Origin of the sequence: Candidatus Pelagibacter sp. (assembly GCF_052046145.1) — a bacterium.
In the GTDB taxonomy this organism is placed as follows: Bacteria; Pseudomonadota; Alphaproteobacteria; order Pelagibacterales; family Pelagibacteraceae; genus Pelagibacter.
This window is the reverse complement of sequence record NZ_JBNGZR010000001.1, coordinates 474,213-491,518: the sequence shown is the minus strand read 5'-3', so window position 1 is coordinate 491,518 and position 17,306 is coordinate 474,213. Positions and strand designations below refer to the sequence as shown.

Genomic DNA, 17,306 nt, shown 5'->3' with positions numbered 1-17,306 from the left:
TTAATTAATCATATTTCTTAAATTTAAATATTCAAATTTTATTAATAAGTAAATTATTATGAAAATGACAGTAGTAATTCCAGTGCAATAAAGGAATTTTTTCAGCATTTTTGGATTTTCAGGTGAGCCAGGATCCTCACCGTCAATTTTTACAGTCTTTGTTCGATTCACATCAATAGGTAGAATAGCAAAAAAAACTATCCACCATATAATTATATAGATAATAGCTAAGCCTGTTGCGCTCATTAAATTCTTACTAAATTGATATTGGTAAAAGGTTTTTTTCCTGTTCTTTCTTTAGAAAATTTTCTACAAGCTATTTTTAATGCATCAATTAAGTTGTGCTCTTGTTGTTTGCTTCCAACTTTAAAAGTTCTTGAAATTATTTCTATTTCTTCAACTAACCCATAAGTAAACTCATCTTTATCTTCTATTGGCAAGCCTCTAAAAGAAAGCACTGGATCATTATGTATGTTACCCTTTGGAGTTATTATAATAGTTACCTCTAAATATCCATTTGCACTTAAATTTTTCCTATCTTTTATCGATTGTGAATCTGGATCAACACTAACACTGCCATCTAAGTAGAGTCTGCCACTTGGAGCTTTGTCATATACTTCAGGTTTTTCACCTGGATATAACTTAACGATATCACCATTTTCTACTTGAACTGGATGTGGCACTTGCATTTCTTTTGCAAAATTAATGTGCTCTATCATATGTCTATGTTCACCGTGCACAGGTATTACGCACCTAGGTTTTACCCATTGATACATCTCTTTAAGATCTTCTCTATTTGGATGTCCAGAAACATGTACAAATTCAGTTTCTTCAGATATTACCTCAATTCCGTCTTTAACAAGTTGATTGTGAAGTTTATAAAGTTTTTTTTCATTACCAGGTATAATTTTAGAAGAAAAAATGACAGCATCACCTTTTTCAATAAAAACATCTGGATGAACATAGCTAGAAATTCTCATCATTGCACCCATTGGTTCGCCTTGACTTCCAGTACATAAATACACAATTTTTTCTCTTGAAAAATTTTTAGCTTCTCTTGGATCAATTGGCTCAATTGTATTTTTTAAATAACCACATTGACGTGCAGCTTTATAAATACGATGCATTGATCTACCAACTAATGAGATTTGTCTTCCTGTTTGTTCTGCACAATAAAAAGCTGTCTCCATTCTAGCTACATTTGAGGCAAAGGAAGTTATTATAATTCTTTTTTTTAATCGTGACATGACGTTTAACATATTTTTTCTTACATCTAATTCTGAACCTGATCTACCAGCGCTAAAAACATTTGTTGAGTCACAAATCATTGCTAACACACCTTCTTCACCAATTTCCTTTAATCTTTTTTCGTTTATATTTTCTCCAATCAAAGGATTTGGATCTACCTTCCAGTCACCAGTATGCAAAATAACTCCTGCAGGAGTTTTGATTCTAAGTCCGTTTGGTTCTAATATAGAATGTGTTAATGTAATGTATTCAATCTCAAATGGATCTAAGGAGACTTTTCCATTTAACTCAACAATCTGTAAATCATTGGTTATATCGATTTGCTTTTCTCTAAATTTTTCTCTAATTAATACAGCTGTAAAATGAGTTGCAAAAATTTTACATTGTAATTTTGGCCATAAATGAGCAATTGCACCGATGTGATCCTCATGAGCATGTGTTAAAACTATTCCTAGTAAATTATCTTTTCTTTCAACTATAAATCCAGGATCTGGATAAATTAAATCAACACCAGGAATAGTATCATCCGCAAATGTTACCCCTATGTCGACCATAATCCATTTATGATCACTAGGCTGTCCATAGCCAAACAAATTCATGTTCATTCCTATTTCACCTGATCCACCTAAGGGACAAAATAATAGTTCATCTTTCATATTATTTAATTAATTTTGAAATCTTTATTAAGCCTTTAATTGTAATATCTTTATTGTGACTTGCTTTCGTTTTTATTGAGTTTTTAAATAAATCTGAAAATCCACCAGTAATAATTACTTTAAAAGACTTTCCAGTCTCCTTCTTAATTAAATTAATAATATTGTCAATTAAACCTGCATAACCCCAAAAAAAGCCTGATCTAACAGCAGAGATTGTATTTTTGCCAATGACTTTATTAATCTTTTTTAAATCTATTTTAGGAATCAAAGTCGCTTTGTCAGACAAGGTATTAAGAGATAATCTCACACCCGGCGCAATAACTCCTCCAAAATAAGTATTTCTAATTAGTACATCGAAAGTTGTTGCTGTACCAAAATCTAAAATTATAAAATTATTTTTATTATTCATTAAACTTATAGCATTAGTAATCCTATCTGAGCCTACCTGTTTATAATCTACTTTGATTTTTATAAGTGATTTTAAGTTTAATTTTTTAACCTCATAGCATTTTAGTTTAACTTTTTTTGATAAAAATTTATTAATTATAGAAAATGTTTTTGGAACGACACTACAAAATAATATTTTTTCAATATTATTAAATTGAATTTTATTTTTTTTAAATAAAATGTTAAGCTGCCTGTTATTTACAAATTTTGATGAAAAAGTAATTTTTTTTGAAATTTTATTATTTTTAGAAACAATACATAATTTTGTTTCCGTATTACCAATATCGCCTAGAATATACATTATTTAATTTTATACAATTTAGATAAATTTTTTTCAAAAAGTTGTTTTAGTTTATTTTCTACAATTAATTTACTAATACTTTTTTTAGTTACCTCTTGCAAGTTTGTGGCAGGATAATTCCTTATAATTGGATTTTTTTTAATATTTATCCCTATGCCAGTAATTAAAAATTTTTTACCTCTTACAAATATGATTTCTTGTAAAATGCCACTAATTTTTTTTTTATCAATTAATAAGTCGTTCGGTTTTTTAAATAAAATTTTTTTTCTTGTAAATAACGATAGTAATTTTTTGACTAAAAGACAATTAACTTTTGTTATAGAATTAATCGATAGTTTCGTTTTATTAAGTTCATTAAAAAAAGAGACAAATAAATTTCCTTTTGATGATATCCATTTTCTTCCATACTGTCCTCTACCATTTACTTGTGTTTCAGCAACAACCATACCTAAGTTGTATTTAGTTTCTTTGACAATTCTTATTGCAGTATTATTTGTGCTTTTAACTTTTTTAAATTTAAATTTTTTTAATTTCATCAAATAATATTAATTCTTGAAACAACTTCTATTAACTGGCTTGGGAATATGAAGTATAAAAGGATTAATATCGTTGAAACTGTGAGTGAAAATTTTAACCATAAACTATGGTCAGTATCGTATTTGTCTTTTTCTTTATCAAAGTATATGATTTTTATAATTCTTAAGTAATAGAATGCTGCAATTACAGTAGATAATAAACCTACTATAGCTAAGAAATACATTGATTGTTCTAACACTGCTATAAAAACATAAAATTTTGCAAAGAAACCAGCAAGGGGCGGGATACCTGCTAAAGAAAACAGTATTACAAGTAAACATAAAGATAACATCGGATGGTTTTTTGATAATCCCGAAAGATCGCTAATATCCTCATAATATTGATCCTTTCTTCTTAACATTAATAGACAACAGAAAAGAGCTAAATTCATTACAACATATATTGAAATATAGATTATTGAGCTTTGAATTCCTTCATTAGATACAGTAGCTAATCCTGCTAAAGTATAACCAATATGACTAATAGAACTGTAGGCAATTAGTCTTTTAATATTAGTTTGTCCTATTGCTGCAACTGCTCCAAAAATCATTGAAGCAATTGATAAGAAAACAATTATCATTTGCCACTGATCGATTAAATTTAAAAAAGGGACATACAAAAACCTTATAAATACAGTTAAAGCAGCTATTTTGGGTACCATTGTAAAAAATAAAGTTACAGTTGTTGGTGACCCTTCGTAAACATCAGGTGCCCACATATGAAACGGAACTGCAGAAATTTTAAAAGCTAAACCAACTAAGATAAACACTATTCCAAATGTTAAAACATATTCATTAGAATTTAGTTGATTTGATATTATATCAAAATTAGTTGAACCAGAAAAACCATACACCAATGAGCATCCATACAACAATAATCCTGAGGATAATGCACTTAAAACAAAATATTTTAAACCAGCTTCGGATGATTTTAGTTGATCTCTATTATATGTGGCTAAAACATAAAGAGCTAATGATTGCAATTCTAAACCCATATAAAAAACAATTAAATCATTTGAACTGATCATTACCATCATACCCAGAATAGAGCTCAAAATAAGAATAGGGTATTCGATATTGTATATTTTAAATATTTTTAAATAACTTGAAGAAATAACTAAAACTAAAAAACCTCCAACCAATGTTATAATTTTCATTAGTGAAGACAAACTATCAATCACAACACTTTCATTAAATAAAGTTTCCCTGCTGACAGAGAAAGTTTCATTAATTGTTATTATCGCTGTAATTAAAATTGCGAATAAAGACAAAATAAATGTGATTTTAGAACTATCTTTTTTAAACACACCCAAAACAAGTAAAAACATTATTGAAAGTGAGATAAAAATTTCAGGTAATACTAAATTTAAATTTTCCATATTATTTACTAGCTATATTTGAGTTATGCATATTAATTAGATCGGTCACAGAAACTTCAATAGTGTTTATTAATGGATCGGGATAAAAACCAAAAAATAAGATTGGTGCAGCTAAGCAACTTAAAATAAAGTATTCAGATCTATTTAAATCTAAAATTTTTTTAAGATCTTCGTTTATTAATTTTCCAAATACTACTCTTTTATATAGCCACAACATGTATGCAGCTCCTAAAATCACGCCAATACTTGCTATAACTGCCACTAAAAAATTATCTTTAAAAGCTCCCATTAATATTAAAAACTCACCAATAAAACCACTAGTTCCAGGTAAACCTAGAGATGCCAAAGCAAATAACATAAATAGTATTGAATATTTTGGAATTACAGAAACTAGTCCGCCATAAGTACTTATCAATCTGGAATGCATTCTGTCATAAACTACACCAACAGTTAAAAATAATGCTGCCGAAACTAATCCGTGACTAATCATTTGAATTATACTTCCTTCAATCCCTTGTTGTTGCAAAGTGAATATACCCAAAGTTACAAAACCCATATGCGCAACTGATGAATAAGCAATTAACTTTTTCATATCTTCCTGCATTAAAGCTATCAGTGATGTAAATATGATTGCTATAACGCTCAGAGTGTAAATTAATGGTGTAAATACTTCAGATGCAATCGGGAATAGACCTAAAGAAAACCTTATAAAACCATATCCAGCCATCTTTAATAATATGGCAGCTAACAAAACAGATCCAGCGGTAGGAGCCTCAACGTGAGCATCAGGTAACCATGTATGAACTGGCCACATAGGTGTTTTAACAGCAAAAGAACTAAAAAATGCTAACCACAATAGATTTTGGTATTTAACATCAATACCAATTTCATATAGTTGGACTACGTCAGTTGTTCCTGTGATCCAATAAATTGAAATTATTGCAACCAACATTAAAACAGATCCCAATAGTGTATATAAAAAGAATTTAAATGCTGAATAAACTCTTCTTGCGCCTCCCCAAATACCAATAATTAAAAACATTGGGATCAATCCGGCTTCAAAAAATAAATAGAATACAACTAAATCAAGTGCACAGAAAACACCTATCATGAAACTTTCCATGATTAGAATTGCAATTAAAAAATCTCTTAATCTATTTTTGACTGAATTATTTACAGATATAATACAAATGGGAGTTATAAATGTGGTTAAAATAATAAATAAAATTGAAATACCATCTACTCCAACTTTATAATTAATAAATCCTTCAATCCATACTCTATCTTCTACAAATTGAAAACTAGATGTTGATTGGTCAAAAGAAATCCACAGATAAATTGAAATTAAAAAATTTACTACTGTTGTAAATAAAGCAACATATTTAGCAGTTAAATTATTTCCTTCTTTATCTTTAGTAAAAAATAAAAATAAAGCACCAACTATTGGCAATAATATTAAAGATGAAAGAATAGGAAAATTCATTATTTAACTATTAAAAAAGTTAGTAAAGCAGAGAAACCTAATAACATTACAAATGCATATTGATAGATAAAACCACTTTGAAATTTAGTTGCTTTGATTGAACATTTTTTTATAAAAGAAGAAATTCCATCAGGACCAAAACCATCTATAATAGTTCCATCGCAAAATTTCCATAAAAATAGACCTAGTTTTTTTGAGGATTTAATAAACAACACATCATACAACTCATCAAAATACCATTTGTTAACTAAAAAATTATACAAAGGTTTGTTTATAGAAACTATTGAATTAGGAAGCTCTTTGTTTTTTACAAATAAGTAATAAGCAATTGGAATGGATACTAAAACTAAACATGGTGTTAAAAGTAAAAACCATAAAGGTGGGTGCTCAGCACTCAAAGGTTCTAAGAACTTAATAGACTCTGCCCAGAATAAATTCTCACCATGACCAATAAATAGTCCTTTAAATAGAAAACCAGCAAAAACAGCTCCTATTGAGAGAATAAATAATGGAACGAGCATAACCAATGGGGACTCATGTGTTTCCTCTATTTTGATCTCTTTGTTATTATACTCTCCATGGAAAGTTTTAAATATCAATCGCCATGAATAAATAGATGTTAAAAATGCTGTAATTATTCCAATTCCAGCTGCATAATAACCAGTGGTATTACCTTTTAAATATGCAAATTCTATAATTGCGTCTTTAGAATAAAATCCTGATAAAAATGGAAAACCTGTTAATGCAAGTGTTCCTATTATCATTAAAGTATATGTATATGGTAACTTTTTCCATACACCTCCCATGTTATTTATATTTTGCTCATCTTTAAATGCATGGATTACTGAACCAGATCCTAAAAATAATAAAGCTTTGAAAAATGCATGAGTAAATAAGTGAAACATTGCAACATTGTATGCACCTACTCCAGCTGCAAAAAACATATAACCAAGTTGGCTACATGTAGAGTAAGCAATAATTTTTTTTATATCTGTTTGAACTAGAGCGACGGTTGCTGCAAAGAATGCTGTAGTCATTCCAACGATAGTTATAAAATTTAGTATCAATGGTGAATATTCATAGATTGGAGAACATCTTACAACTAAGAAAACACCAGCTGTTACCATTGTTGCTGCATGAATTAATGCAGAAACAGGTGTTGGACCTTCCATAGCATCAGGTAACCAAGTATGCAGTAATATCTGTGCAGATTTACCCATTGCTCCAATAAATAAAAGTAAACAAATTAGATCTATTGCTTTAACTTCAAAACCTAAAAAGGATAAATTTTTATCTACAACAGTTGGAATTTGTTGAAAAACTTCAGAGTAATTAACAGTTCCAAATAAATAAAATATTAAAAAAATTCCTAAAGCAAAGCCAAAGTCACCTACTCTGTTTACAACAAATGCTTTTATTGCTGCAGCATTTGCACTTTCTTTTTTAAACCAAAAACCTATTAAGAAATAAGAACAAAGACCAACACCTTCCCAGCCAAAAAATAATTGAATAAAATTATCTGATGTTACAAGCATCAACATAGCAAAAGTGAATAATGATAAGTAAGCCATGAATCTTGGCTTATGAGGATCATGAGACATGTAACCAATTGAATAAATATGCACTAAAGCAGATACGGAAGTTACAACTACTAACATTACTGCTGATAATGGATCAATTAACATTGACCAATTTACATCAAGTGAACCCGAGCTTATCCATGTAGCTATGACAATATTTTCTTCATATTGATTTACGATTACTTGATAAAGGACATAAATTGATAAAAGTGCAGAAATTGAAACTAGAGCACTTGTTACTATTTCAGAATTTCTATCACCTATATATCTGCCAAAAAAACCAGATACAATTGAAGCAATAAGTGGAAGAAATATAATTGATAATTCCATGGTTATCCTTTTAACTTATCTATTTCTTCAACTCGTATTGTTCCAGAGTTTCTGAAATACACGACAATGATTGCTAATCCAATAGCTGCTTCTGCTGCTGCAACAGTAAGAATGAATAAAGTAAAAACTTGTCCTGCCAAATCTCCTAAATAAATAGAAAAAGCAACTAAATTGATATTTACAGCAAGTAATATCAATTCAATACTCATTAATATAACAATGATGTTCTTTCTGTTTAGAAAAATACCAATGACTCCAATTGAGAAAATCACAGCACCTAGAGTTAAATAATGTCCTAAACCTATCTCAGTCATCTATTTTAACTCCTTTATTACTTTGAACCTCTAGAACCTCAACACCTTCTGCTCTTTCTCTGGATATTTGCTTGATATAACTTTGTTTTTTAACACCTGATCTTTGTCTAAAAGTTAATACTATGGCCCCTACCATGGCAACTAAAAGGATCATTCCACTAATTTGAAATACGTGGATATAATCAGTATATAAAACTTGACCTAATGAATGGGTATTACTTACACTTGTACTAGCAAGTGAATTATTAATATCAAAAATTTCTGGTTTATATTTCCAACCACCTATTACAATTATAATTTCAAAGAAAATTAATGTACTTATAATTAGACCAACTGGGATATGTTTTGAGGTTGCTTGACCTGCAAACCATTGATTTTTCTGTTGTGCTACATTTAACATCATCACTACAAATAAAAACAAAACCGCTACAGCTCCAACATAAACAATTAGCATTATCATTCCCAAGAATTCAGCACCAATCATTATGAAAAGACAAGAAATACTTATGAAATCAAGAATTAAGAAAAATACTGAATGAACAGTATTTTTAGAGGCTGTTACCATTATAGCTGAAACAACAGCAATTATTGAAAATGTATAAAAGAAAATAGCATGTGCAATCATTTTATCTATGGATATTGTCAGCTTTAATATTAGCCTCCAAAACATTCTCCCATCTGTCGCCATTATCTAATAACTTTTCTTTAGTGTAATAAAGTTCTTCTCTTGTTTCTGTTGAAAATTCAAAATTTGGACCTTGTACGATTGCATCTACAGGGCACGATTCTTCACATAAACCACAGTAAATACATTTCATCATGTCAATATCGTAACGTGTAGTCTTTCTACTTCCATCTTCTCTCGCAGCTGACTCGATGGTTATTGCTTGAGCAGGACATACTGCTTCACATAACTTGCAAGCAATACATCTTTCTTCTCCGTTTGGATATCTTCTCAAAGCATGCTCACCTCTAAAACGAGGACTTATTTTACCTTTTTCAAAAGGGTAATTAATTGTTTTTTTTGGTTTAAATAATTCTTTAATAGCAATTAACAAACCGCTAATGAAATCTGTCATTAATATTGTTTTAAAAAATCTTGTACTCTTCATTATTAATTCACAGGTAAAAGGTTAAAATAAAATAAATAGCTAGCTGTTAATACCACCCAAGTTAAAGAAAGAGGAAGAAAAACTTTCCAACCAAGTCTCATTAATTGGTCGTATCTATATCTTGGTACTATCGCCTTAACTAAAGCAAAAAGGATGAATAGAAGAAGAATTTTTAATATTAACCATATTGCACCTGGAACTAATGTAAATGGATAAACATCAATTGGGGACATCCAACCACCTAAAAATAATATTGCTCCCATTGCACACATCAATAAAATATTTGCATATTCACCTAACCAAAACATTGCATACATCATTCCTGAATATTCTGTTTGATAACCAGCAACCAACTCTGCTTCTGCCTCCGGTAAATCAAAAGGTGGTCTGTTAGTTTCAGCTAAAGCAGAAATAAAGAATATTACAAACATTGGAAATAATGGAATTACAAACCACATATTTTGTTGAGCAATAACGATGTCGTTTAAGTTTAATGAACCAACACAAAGTAAAACATTTATAATTATTACCCCAATTGAAACTTCATAAGATACCATTTGAGCAGCAGAACGAATTGCTCCTAGAAAAGGATATTTGGAGTTTGATGCCCACCCGCCCATGATTATTCCATAGACACCTAGTGAAGAAACGGCAAATAAATAAAGTATTCCAACATTAATATCAGCCAAAACCTGAGTTGCACTAAATGGGATTACAGCCCAAGCGATTAAAGCTAAAGTCATCGTGACTATTGGAGCCAATATAAAAATTACCTTGTTTGAGCTAGATGGAATAATGATTTCTTTAAATATATATTTTAAAGCATCTGCTAAAGATTGTAATAAGCCAAACGGACCAACAACGTTAGGTCCTTGTCTTTTTTGAACAAAAGCCCAAACTCTTCTATCTAGCCAAACAATCATTGCTACAGAAACAAGAACAGGAACTAATAAGAATAAAATCTTATAAACCTCTTGAAAAACTATGCTCAAGTATTCCATATTAACCTTCTGTACCTGTTGATTTTAGATTTAATTTAGAGTTATTACATTCAACCATCGTTTTTGATGATCTTGCAATAACATTCGAAAAATAATAATCTTTAACTTTGATTATTAAAGTTTCATTTTGAAACTCATTAGTAGAATTATTAATGTCATTTACCTGTTTTTCCTTTTGTAAATTTAAATAATTAAACATGCTGCTTTCTAATTCATCTTTATCATTAAATAATTTTCTATTATTCATAACTTCAGCAAGTTCGTTTATTATTTGCCAATCTTCTTTTGCTTCGCCTGGTGGATATGATGCTTTGTAGGCTTTTTGAATTTTTCCCTCTAGATTGGTAAAGTATCCATCTTGTTCAGTATATGCAGAGCCTGGTAAAATAATATCAGCGGACTCAGCACCTTTGTCACCATGGCTACCTTGATAAATTATAAATTCATCTTTTTTATCAAATTCTAAATTGTCTTGACCTACAAGATAAACAATATCAAATTTATGTTCTTTTAAATCACTTATTAAATTATTTTCATTATTAATTAATCCAAGGTCAAAATTTCCTACTGTTGCTGCATCTGTTGATAAAATATTTAAAGAATTCCATTCATCTGAAATTTTATTATTTTTTGATAAAAATTCTTTCATTTTATTAAACAAAAAATCTGAAGACTTTAATCTAAGCAGAGACTCACCAATAATGATTATTGGTTTTTTTGAATTTATAATTTCTTTAGATATGTCATGATTTCCCTCAAGAATATTATTTAAAGTTTGCGTTTGACCATCTAAACTTTGATAAGGATAAGTTAAATCACCAACATTATTAAGTGAAATAATTTTTGTATTATTGTTTAAGTAAGCTTTTCTAATTCTAGCATTTAAAATAGTTGCTTCATATCTTGGATTTGAACCTGCTATAAAAATTAAATCTGCCTCTTCAATGCCATTTATAGAAGAATTAAATAAGTAGTTTTCTCTTTTTGAAGTATTTATAAATCTGTTATCAGATCTTGACTCGTAATTTTTAGTATCAATTGTTCGATCAAAAAATTCTTTAAAAATATAACAAGTCTCCATATTGGTTAAATCACCAACAAAACCACAAATTTTTTCTTTAGATGTGTTTTCAAATTTAGATTTAATTATTTTATACACCTCACCCCATGAGGCCTTTTCAAATTTGCCATTGTATTTGATAAATGGAGTATCTAATCTTTGATGAAGAAGACCGTCGCAAGCATATCTTGTTTTGTCTGAGATCCATTCCTCATTGATATCTTCATTTATAATTGGAAGTACCCTTTTGACTTCCCAATCATATGTATCTACTCTTACATTTGATCCAATTGCATCCATTACATCAATTGTTTCTGTTTTTTTTAGTTCCCATGGTCTAGCTTCAAATACATAAGGTTTTGATGTGAGTGCACCCACTGGACATAAATCTACAACGTTTGCAGATAATTCAGATTGCATTGATTGTTCCAAATAAGTTGAAATTTGCATATCTTCACCTCTTCCAATAGCACCAAGCTCCGGGACTCCTGCAACCTCAGTTGCAAATCTTACACATCTCGTACAATGAATACATCTGGTCATTTGAGTTTTAATCAATGGTCCCATATTTTTTTCAGGAACTGCTCTTTTATTTTCTTTATACCTTGATTTGTCTATTCCATAATACATAGATTGATCTTGAAGATCACATTCACCTCCTTGATCACACACTGGACAATCTAAAGGGTGGTTAGCTAATAAAAATTCCATAACCCCTTTACGAGCTTTTTCTACTAAAGCAGTATTTGTTTTTATATTCATGCCTTCTGCAGCTGGCATAGCACATGATGCAATTGGTTTAGGAGATTTTTCCATTTCAACCAAACACATTCTACAATTACCTGCAATCGATAATTTTTCATGATAACAAAATCTTGGAATTTCAACACCAGCTTTTTCGCAGGCCTGAAGAACCGTTAAACCTTCTTCAACTTCAACTTCGATTTCGTTAACTTTTAATTTAAGCATTTTTTTTATCTAATAAATGTTGATCAACTAAATATGGAATATTGTTTTTCTTTTGAACAATAGGGTCTAAATTATTTCTTTTCTCAATTTCTTTTTTAAAATGTCTAAGCAATCCTTGAACTGGCCAGGATGAACCTTCACCAAATGCACAAATAGTATGTCCTGCTATTTGATTTGTAACATCACCCAACATATCAACTTCGTCTTTGGTTGCCTCACCTTTTGCCATTCTTTCAAGCATTCTCCACATCCAACCAGAACCCTCTCTACATGGTGTACATTGTCCACAACTCTCATGTTTATAAAATCTTGCAATTCTTGCCATGCATTTAATTATGTCTTGATCTTTATTAATGACAACAATACCTGCGGTTCCTAAACCACTTTTCTCAGCCATAAGTGAGTCAAAATCCATAGTTAATGTTTCGCATTTCTCTTTTGGAATTAGTGGCATTGATGAACCACCCGGAATTACTGCTTGAAGATTATCCCAACCTCCAATAACACCACCTGCATGAACTTCAATTAATTCTTTTAAAGGAATGTTCATTTCTTCCTCAACATTGCATGGAGTATTTACATTTCCAGATATACAAAATATTTTTGTGCCTGTATTTTTTTCTCTTCCAAGAGAAGCAAACCATTTTCCACCTCTTCTAAGAATTGTTGGTACTACCGCAATAGTTTCTACATTATTAATTATTGTTGGACATCCATAAAGACCAATTAGAGCTGGGAATGGTGGTTTTAATCTAGGTTGTCCTTTTTTACCTTCGATACTTTCTAATAAAGCTGTTTCCTCTCCACAAATATAAGCACCGGCACCATAATGAATATAAATATCTAAATCCCATCCTGTACCAGCTGCATTTTTACCTAACAATTTTTTTTCATAAGCTTCATCAATTGCTGCTTGAAGTTTTTGACCATCAACAAAATATTCACCTCTTATATAAATGTAACAGACATGTGCTTGCACTGCATAAGATGCAATTAAACAACCTTCAATTAACTTGTGAGGTTCAAATCTTAAAATATCTCTATCTTTGCAAGTTCCTGGTTCAGACTCATCACCATTAATAACTAGGTAATGTGGTCTAGATCCAACTTCTTTTGGCGCAAATGACCATTTTAAACCAGTAGGAAATCCTGCACCACCTCGACCTCTTAGTTGAGACTCTTTAATTTCATTAATTATCCAGTCTCTTCCTTTGTCAGTAATTTCTTTTGTATTTACCCAATCACCTCTCTCTTGTGATGAAGATACATCTGAGCCTTTGTCATTATATAAATTTTGAAAAATTCTATCTTGATCTTTAAGCATTTTTTAAATCCATCAAGGTTTTCCTGTTATTTTCTGGTTCATTATTTACTCTTCCTCTATACGAACCAGGTTTTGGAGTTTCTCCATTTAAAATTTTATCTAAGATATCTAAAGTTTTTTGTTTGTCTAAATCTTCATAATAGTCATCATTAATTTGCATCATTGGAGCATTGACGCATGCCCCTAAACATTCAACTTCCATCCATGAACAAATTTTATCATTAGATAATTCGCACTCATTTTCAGAAATTTTTTCCTTGCATGCCTCAACTAATTTATTTGCGCCTCTTATCATACAGGGTGTTGTTGTGCATACTTGAACAAAGTATTTACCTACAGGAGCCAAATTATACATTGTATAAAAAGTAGCTACCTCATAAACTTTAATATAAGGCATGTCTAAAAACTTAGCGATGTATTTCATTGCAGCTAATGGTATCCAATTATTATTTTGTTTTTGAGCAATATAAAGTAAAGCCATCACAGCACTTTGCTGTTTACCTTCAGGATATTTTCCAACAATTAAATTTGCTGCTTCTAATGATGAAGCATTAAATTTAAAACTTTCTGGTTGATCTTTAGCAGGTCTTCTTAAACTCATCTATCTACCTCACCAAAAACAATATCTAAAGAACCTAATACCGCAGGAACATCAGCTAACATATGACCTTTAATTAAATAATCCATTGATTGTAAGTGTGAAAATCCTGGTGCTCTTATTTTACATTTGTAAGGTTTGCTTGATCCATCAGATATTAAGTAAACACCAAATTCTCCTTTTGGTGCCTCAACAGCTTTATAAATTTCATCTTTTGGAACTCTGTATCCCTCTGTGAAAAGTTTAAAATGATGTATTAGAGCTTCCATTGATTGTTTGATTTCTGCCTTAGGTGGAGGGCTAATCTTTCCATCTAATGATTTAATTGGACCCTTTTCCATTTTAGCTAGACATTGTTTGATAATTGAAACACTTTCTTTCATTTCTTCAATTCTACATAGGTATCTGTCGTAACAATCTCCATTTTTTCCAACTGGAATTTTAAATTCTAAACTTTCATAGCAATCATAAGGCTGAGATTTTCTTAAGTCCCATGGAACACCTGAGCCTCTAATCATAACTCCTGAAAAAGAATAATCTAAGGCATCTTCTTTTGTGACTACTCCTATATCGACGTTTCTTTGTTTAAAGATTCTATTATCAGTTAACAAACTTTCTAAATCGTTAATTATTTTCGGAAACGTTTCACAAAATTTTGCAATATCTTCTTCTAAACCTTTTGGCAAATCTTGATGAACACCTCCTGCTCTAAAATAATTTGCATGAAGTCTTGACCCTGAAGCTCTCTCATAAAATGTCATTAGAGTTTCCCTTTCCTCGAAACCCCAAAGAGATGGTGTTAACGCTCCTACATCAAGAGCTTGAGTTGTAACATTTAAAATATGACTCAGAATTCTTCCAATTTCACAAAATATAACTCTTATGTATTGGGCTCTAATTGGTACATCTATTTTAAGTATTTTTTCAACCGCTAATGCAAAAGCATGTTCTTGATTCATTGGGGCGACATAATCTAAACGGTCAAAATATGGAACAGCCTGCATATAAGTTTTGTTTTCTATAAGTTTTTCTGTTCCTCTATGAAGTAAACCGATGTGAGGATCCGCCTTCTCTACCACCTCTCCATCAAGTTCTAGAATTAATCTAAGAACACCATGAGCCGCAGGATGCTGAGGACCAAAATTTAAATTTAAATTTTTAATTTTTTTTGTCATTATTCTCAATTTCTTCTTTAATATATTTTGTTCCTTCCCAAGGACTTTCATAATCAAAATTTCTATAATTTTGCTCGAGCTTAACCGGTTCACTAATTACTTTTTTTTGATCTTCGCTATATCTGACCTCTGTGTGACCAGTTAATGGAAAATCTTTTCTTAATGGGTGACCTTCAAATCCATAATCAGTTAGTATTCTTCTTAAATCAGGATGATCCTTAAAAGATACTCCATACATATCAAACACTTCTCTCTCCATCCAGTTTGCTGATGGAAAAATGCTAGTTAATGATGGAATAACCTCATTCTCAGCAATTGAATATTTTACAATCAATCTTTGATTAAATTCATGGCTTAAAAACAAGTAAACTACTTCAAACCTTTGATTTTGTTCAGGGTAATCAACAACTGTTATATCTACAAGTTGCCTAAATTTAGTATCTTGATTTGTTTTTAAAAATATAGCAACATCAACCATGTCTTCTTTATCTGTTTCAATATAAATTTGGTTATGTTTAATTTCTGTATTGTTAATTTTGGTAGTTAACTCAGAATTAATTTTTTTTTCTAGATCTTCTAAACTTTTCATAACTATCTAATAAAAGATCCTTTTTTTCTAATTTTTTTTTGTAGTTGTAGTATTCCATACAACAATGCCTCTGCTGATGGAGGGCATCCTGGTACATAAACATCCACAGGCACAATTCGATCACAACCTCTAACAACTGAATATGAATAATGGTAATATCCACCCCCATTTGCGCAACTACCCATTGAAATTACATATCTTGGTTCAGGCATTTGGTCATAAACTTTTCTTAAAGCTGGCGCCATTTTATTTGTTAAAGTTCCTGCAACTATCATAACGTCTGATTGTCTTGGTGAACCTCTTGGAGCTGCTCCAAATCTTTCTAAATCGTATCTTGGCATAGCTGTTTGCATCATTTCAACAGCACAACAAGCTAATCCAAAAGTCATCCAATGAAGTGATCCAGATCTTGACCAGTTAATTAAATTATCAAGTGATGTAGTTATAAAACCATTCTTGCTAAAGTCTTCAGCAAGTTGTTTAAATTCCTCGGGTACTTGATCTATTTTATTATTCATTATGGTTTATAATTTTTATTCCCAGTCTAAAGCACCTTTTTTCCATTCATAAATAAAACCTATTGTAAGTATGAACAAAAAAATCATCATTGATGAAAAACCTAATAATCCAATATTTCCAAGAGATATTGCCCATGGAAATAAAAATGCTATCTCTAAATCAAAAATAATAAATAGGATTGCAACTAAATAAAATCTCACATCAAATTCCATTCTTGAGTCCTCGAAAGGTTCAAAGCCACACTCATAAGCTGAAAGTTTTTCAGGATCAGGTTTTTTTGGTGATAGAATAAAGTTTACAACTACAAAGGCACAACTTAACCCAAGAGCTAATACTAAAAATATTATTATTGGTAAGTAATCTTTTAAAAAATCAGATAACATGAAAATCTATATATCAGTTTTTATCTGTTGTTGAAGGGTTGATACGTCACATTTTTATTAATATTAACGTAAAAAAATGCTTAAAAGTGGCGGGAGTGAAGGGACTCGAACCCTCGACCTATCGCGTGACAGGCGATCGCTCTAACCAACTGAGCTACACCCCCACTTAGAAGTTTTGGTGGGCAGTAAAGGACTCGAACCTTTGACCCCCTCGGTGTAAACGAGATGCTCTACCAACTGAGCTAACCGCCCAAAACAAGGCT

The 17,306-nt window shown here is 30.6% G+C and carries 18 protein-coding genes and 2 tRNA genes; all 20 read right to left on the bottom strand.

Translation table 11 applies throughout. From position 1 onward, the window contains the following. Positions 1-246, bottom strand: coding sequence for a DUF1467 family protein (locus ACTT88_RS02570; protein WP_075484785.1), 246 nt, complete (start codon positions 244-246; stop codon positions 1-3). Continuing rightward, positions 246-1,904, bottom strand: coding sequence for a ribonuclease J (locus ACTT88_RS02565; protein WP_440907802.1), 1,659 nt, complete (start codon positions 1,902-1,904; stop codon positions 246-248). The genes ACTT88_RS02570 and ACTT88_RS02565 overlap by 1 nt, the downstream gene beginning before the upstream one ends. A 1-nt stretch (position 1,905) precedes the next feature. Beyond that, positions 1,906-2,652 carry a type III pantothenate kinase gene (locus ACTT88_RS02560; protein ID WP_440907801.1) on the bottom strand — a complete coding sequence of 249 codons (747 nt, stop codon included), beginning with the start codon at positions 2,650-2,652 and terminating at the stop codon, positions 1,906-1,908. Beyond that, entirely contained in the window at positions 2,652-3,188 is a 537-nt protein-coding gene (locus ACTT88_RS02555; RefSeq protein WP_440907800.1) for a biotin--[acetyl-CoA-carboxylase] ligase, read from the bottom strand. The genes ACTT88_RS02560 and ACTT88_RS02555 overlap by 1 nt, the downstream gene beginning before the upstream one ends. Continuing rightward, on the bottom strand, positions 3,188-4,606 hold the full coding sequence (gene nuoN / locus ACTT88_RS02550; protein WP_440907799.1) for an NADH-quinone oxidoreductase subunit NuoN: 1,419 nt from the start codon (positions 4,604-4,606) through the stop codon (positions 3,188-3,190). Before nuoN ends, ACTT88_RS02555 begins: the two co-directional genes overlap by 1 nt. 1 nt (position 4,607) lies before the next feature. After that, positions 4,608-6,089, bottom strand: a complete 1,482-nt coding sequence (locus ACTT88_RS02545; protein WP_440907798.1) for an NADH-quinone oxidoreductase subunit M — start codon at positions 6,087-6,089, stop codon at positions 4,608-4,610. Beyond that, positions 6,089-7,999: an NADH-quinone oxidoreductase subunit L gene (nuoL, locus tag ACTT88_RS02540; protein ID WP_440907797.1), complete on the bottom strand. Its 1,911-nt coding sequence runs from the start codon at positions 7,997-7,999 to the stop codon at positions 6,089-6,091. The genes ACTT88_RS02545 and nuoL overlap by 1 nt, the downstream gene beginning before the upstream one ends. Positions 8,000-8,001: 2 nt before the next feature. Next, on the bottom strand, positions 8,002-8,313 hold the full coding sequence (nuoK, locus tag ACTT88_RS02535; RefSeq protein WP_075501599.1) for an NADH-quinone oxidoreductase subunit NuoK: 312 nt from the start codon (positions 8,311-8,313) through the stop codon (positions 8,002-8,004). After that, positions 8,306-8,938: an NADH-quinone oxidoreductase subunit J gene (locus ACTT88_RS02530; RefSeq protein WP_440908616.1), complete on the bottom strand. Its 633-nt coding sequence runs from the start codon at positions 8,936-8,938 to the stop codon at positions 8,306-8,308. Before ACTT88_RS02530 ends, nuoK begins: the two co-directional genes overlap by 8 nt. A gap of 1 nt (position 8,939) precedes the next feature. Then, entirely contained in the window at positions 8,940-9,425 is a 486-nt protein-coding gene (gene nuoI / locus ACTT88_RS02525) for an NADH-quinone oxidoreductase subunit NuoI (protein ID WP_440907796.1), read from the bottom strand. Positions 9,426-9,427: 2 nt separating this feature from the next. Then, complete coding sequence (nuoH, locus tag ACTT88_RS02520; protein WP_072090495.1) at positions 9,428-10,426, bottom strand: NADH-quinone oxidoreductase subunit NuoH; 999 nt, start codon at positions 10,424-10,426, stop codon at positions 9,428-9,430. A gap of 1 nt (position 10,427) precedes the next feature. Next, positions 10,428-12,455 carry an NADH-quinone oxidoreductase subunit NuoG gene (nuoG, locus tag ACTT88_RS02515; RefSeq protein ID WP_440907795.1) on the bottom strand — a complete coding sequence of 676 codons (2,028 nt, stop codon included), beginning with the start codon at positions 12,453-12,455 and terminating at the stop codon, positions 10,428-10,430. Beyond that, positions 12,448-13,779: an NADH-quinone oxidoreductase subunit NuoF gene (nuoF, locus tag ACTT88_RS02510; RefSeq protein WP_440907794.1), complete on the bottom strand. Its 1,332-nt coding sequence runs from the start codon at positions 13,777-13,779 to the stop codon at positions 12,448-12,450. The genes nuoG and nuoF overlap by 8 nt, the downstream gene beginning before the upstream one ends. Further along, the gene (gene nuoE / locus ACTT88_RS02505) at positions 13,772-14,380 is read right to left on the bottom strand and encodes an NADH-quinone oxidoreductase subunit NuoE (RefSeq protein ID WP_440907793.1); all 609 of its coding nucleotides are present in this window, start codon (positions 14,378-14,380) and stop codon (positions 13,772-13,774) included. Before nuoE ends, nuoF begins: the two co-directional genes overlap by 8 nt. Further along, complete coding sequence (locus tag ACTT88_RS02500; protein WP_440907792.1) at positions 14,377-15,552, bottom strand: NADH-quinone oxidoreductase subunit D; 1,176 nt, start codon at positions 15,550-15,552, stop codon at positions 14,377-14,379. Before ACTT88_RS02500 ends, nuoE begins: the two co-directional genes overlap by 4 nt. Further along, complete coding sequence (locus tag ACTT88_RS02495) at positions 15,536-16,141, bottom strand: NADH-quinone oxidoreductase subunit C (protein WP_440907791.1); 606 nt, start codon at positions 16,139-16,141, stop codon at positions 15,536-15,538. The genes ACTT88_RS02500 and ACTT88_RS02495 overlap by 17 nt, the downstream gene beginning before the upstream one ends. A gap of 2 nt (positions 16,142-16,143) precedes the next feature. Beyond that, entirely contained in the window at positions 16,144-16,659 is a 516-nt protein-coding gene (locus ACTT88_RS02490) for a NuoB/complex I 20 kDa subunit family protein (RefSeq protein WP_023853927.1), read from the bottom strand. Between the two features lie 15 nt (positions 16,660-16,674). Continuing rightward, on the bottom strand, positions 16,675-17,043 hold the full coding sequence (locus ACTT88_RS02485) for an NADH-quinone oxidoreductase subunit A (protein ID WP_023853928.1): 369 nt from the start codon (positions 17,041-17,043) through the stop codon (positions 16,675-16,677). Between the two features lie 87 nt (positions 17,044-17,130). Continuing rightward, positions 17,131-17,207, bottom strand: a tRNA-Asp gene (locus tag ACTT88_RS02480). 12 nt (positions 17,208-17,219) lie between these two features. After that, a tRNA-Val gene (locus ACTT88_RS02475) sits at positions 17,220-17,295 on the bottom strand. Between the last annotated feature and the right edge of the window lie 11 nt (positions 17,296-17,306).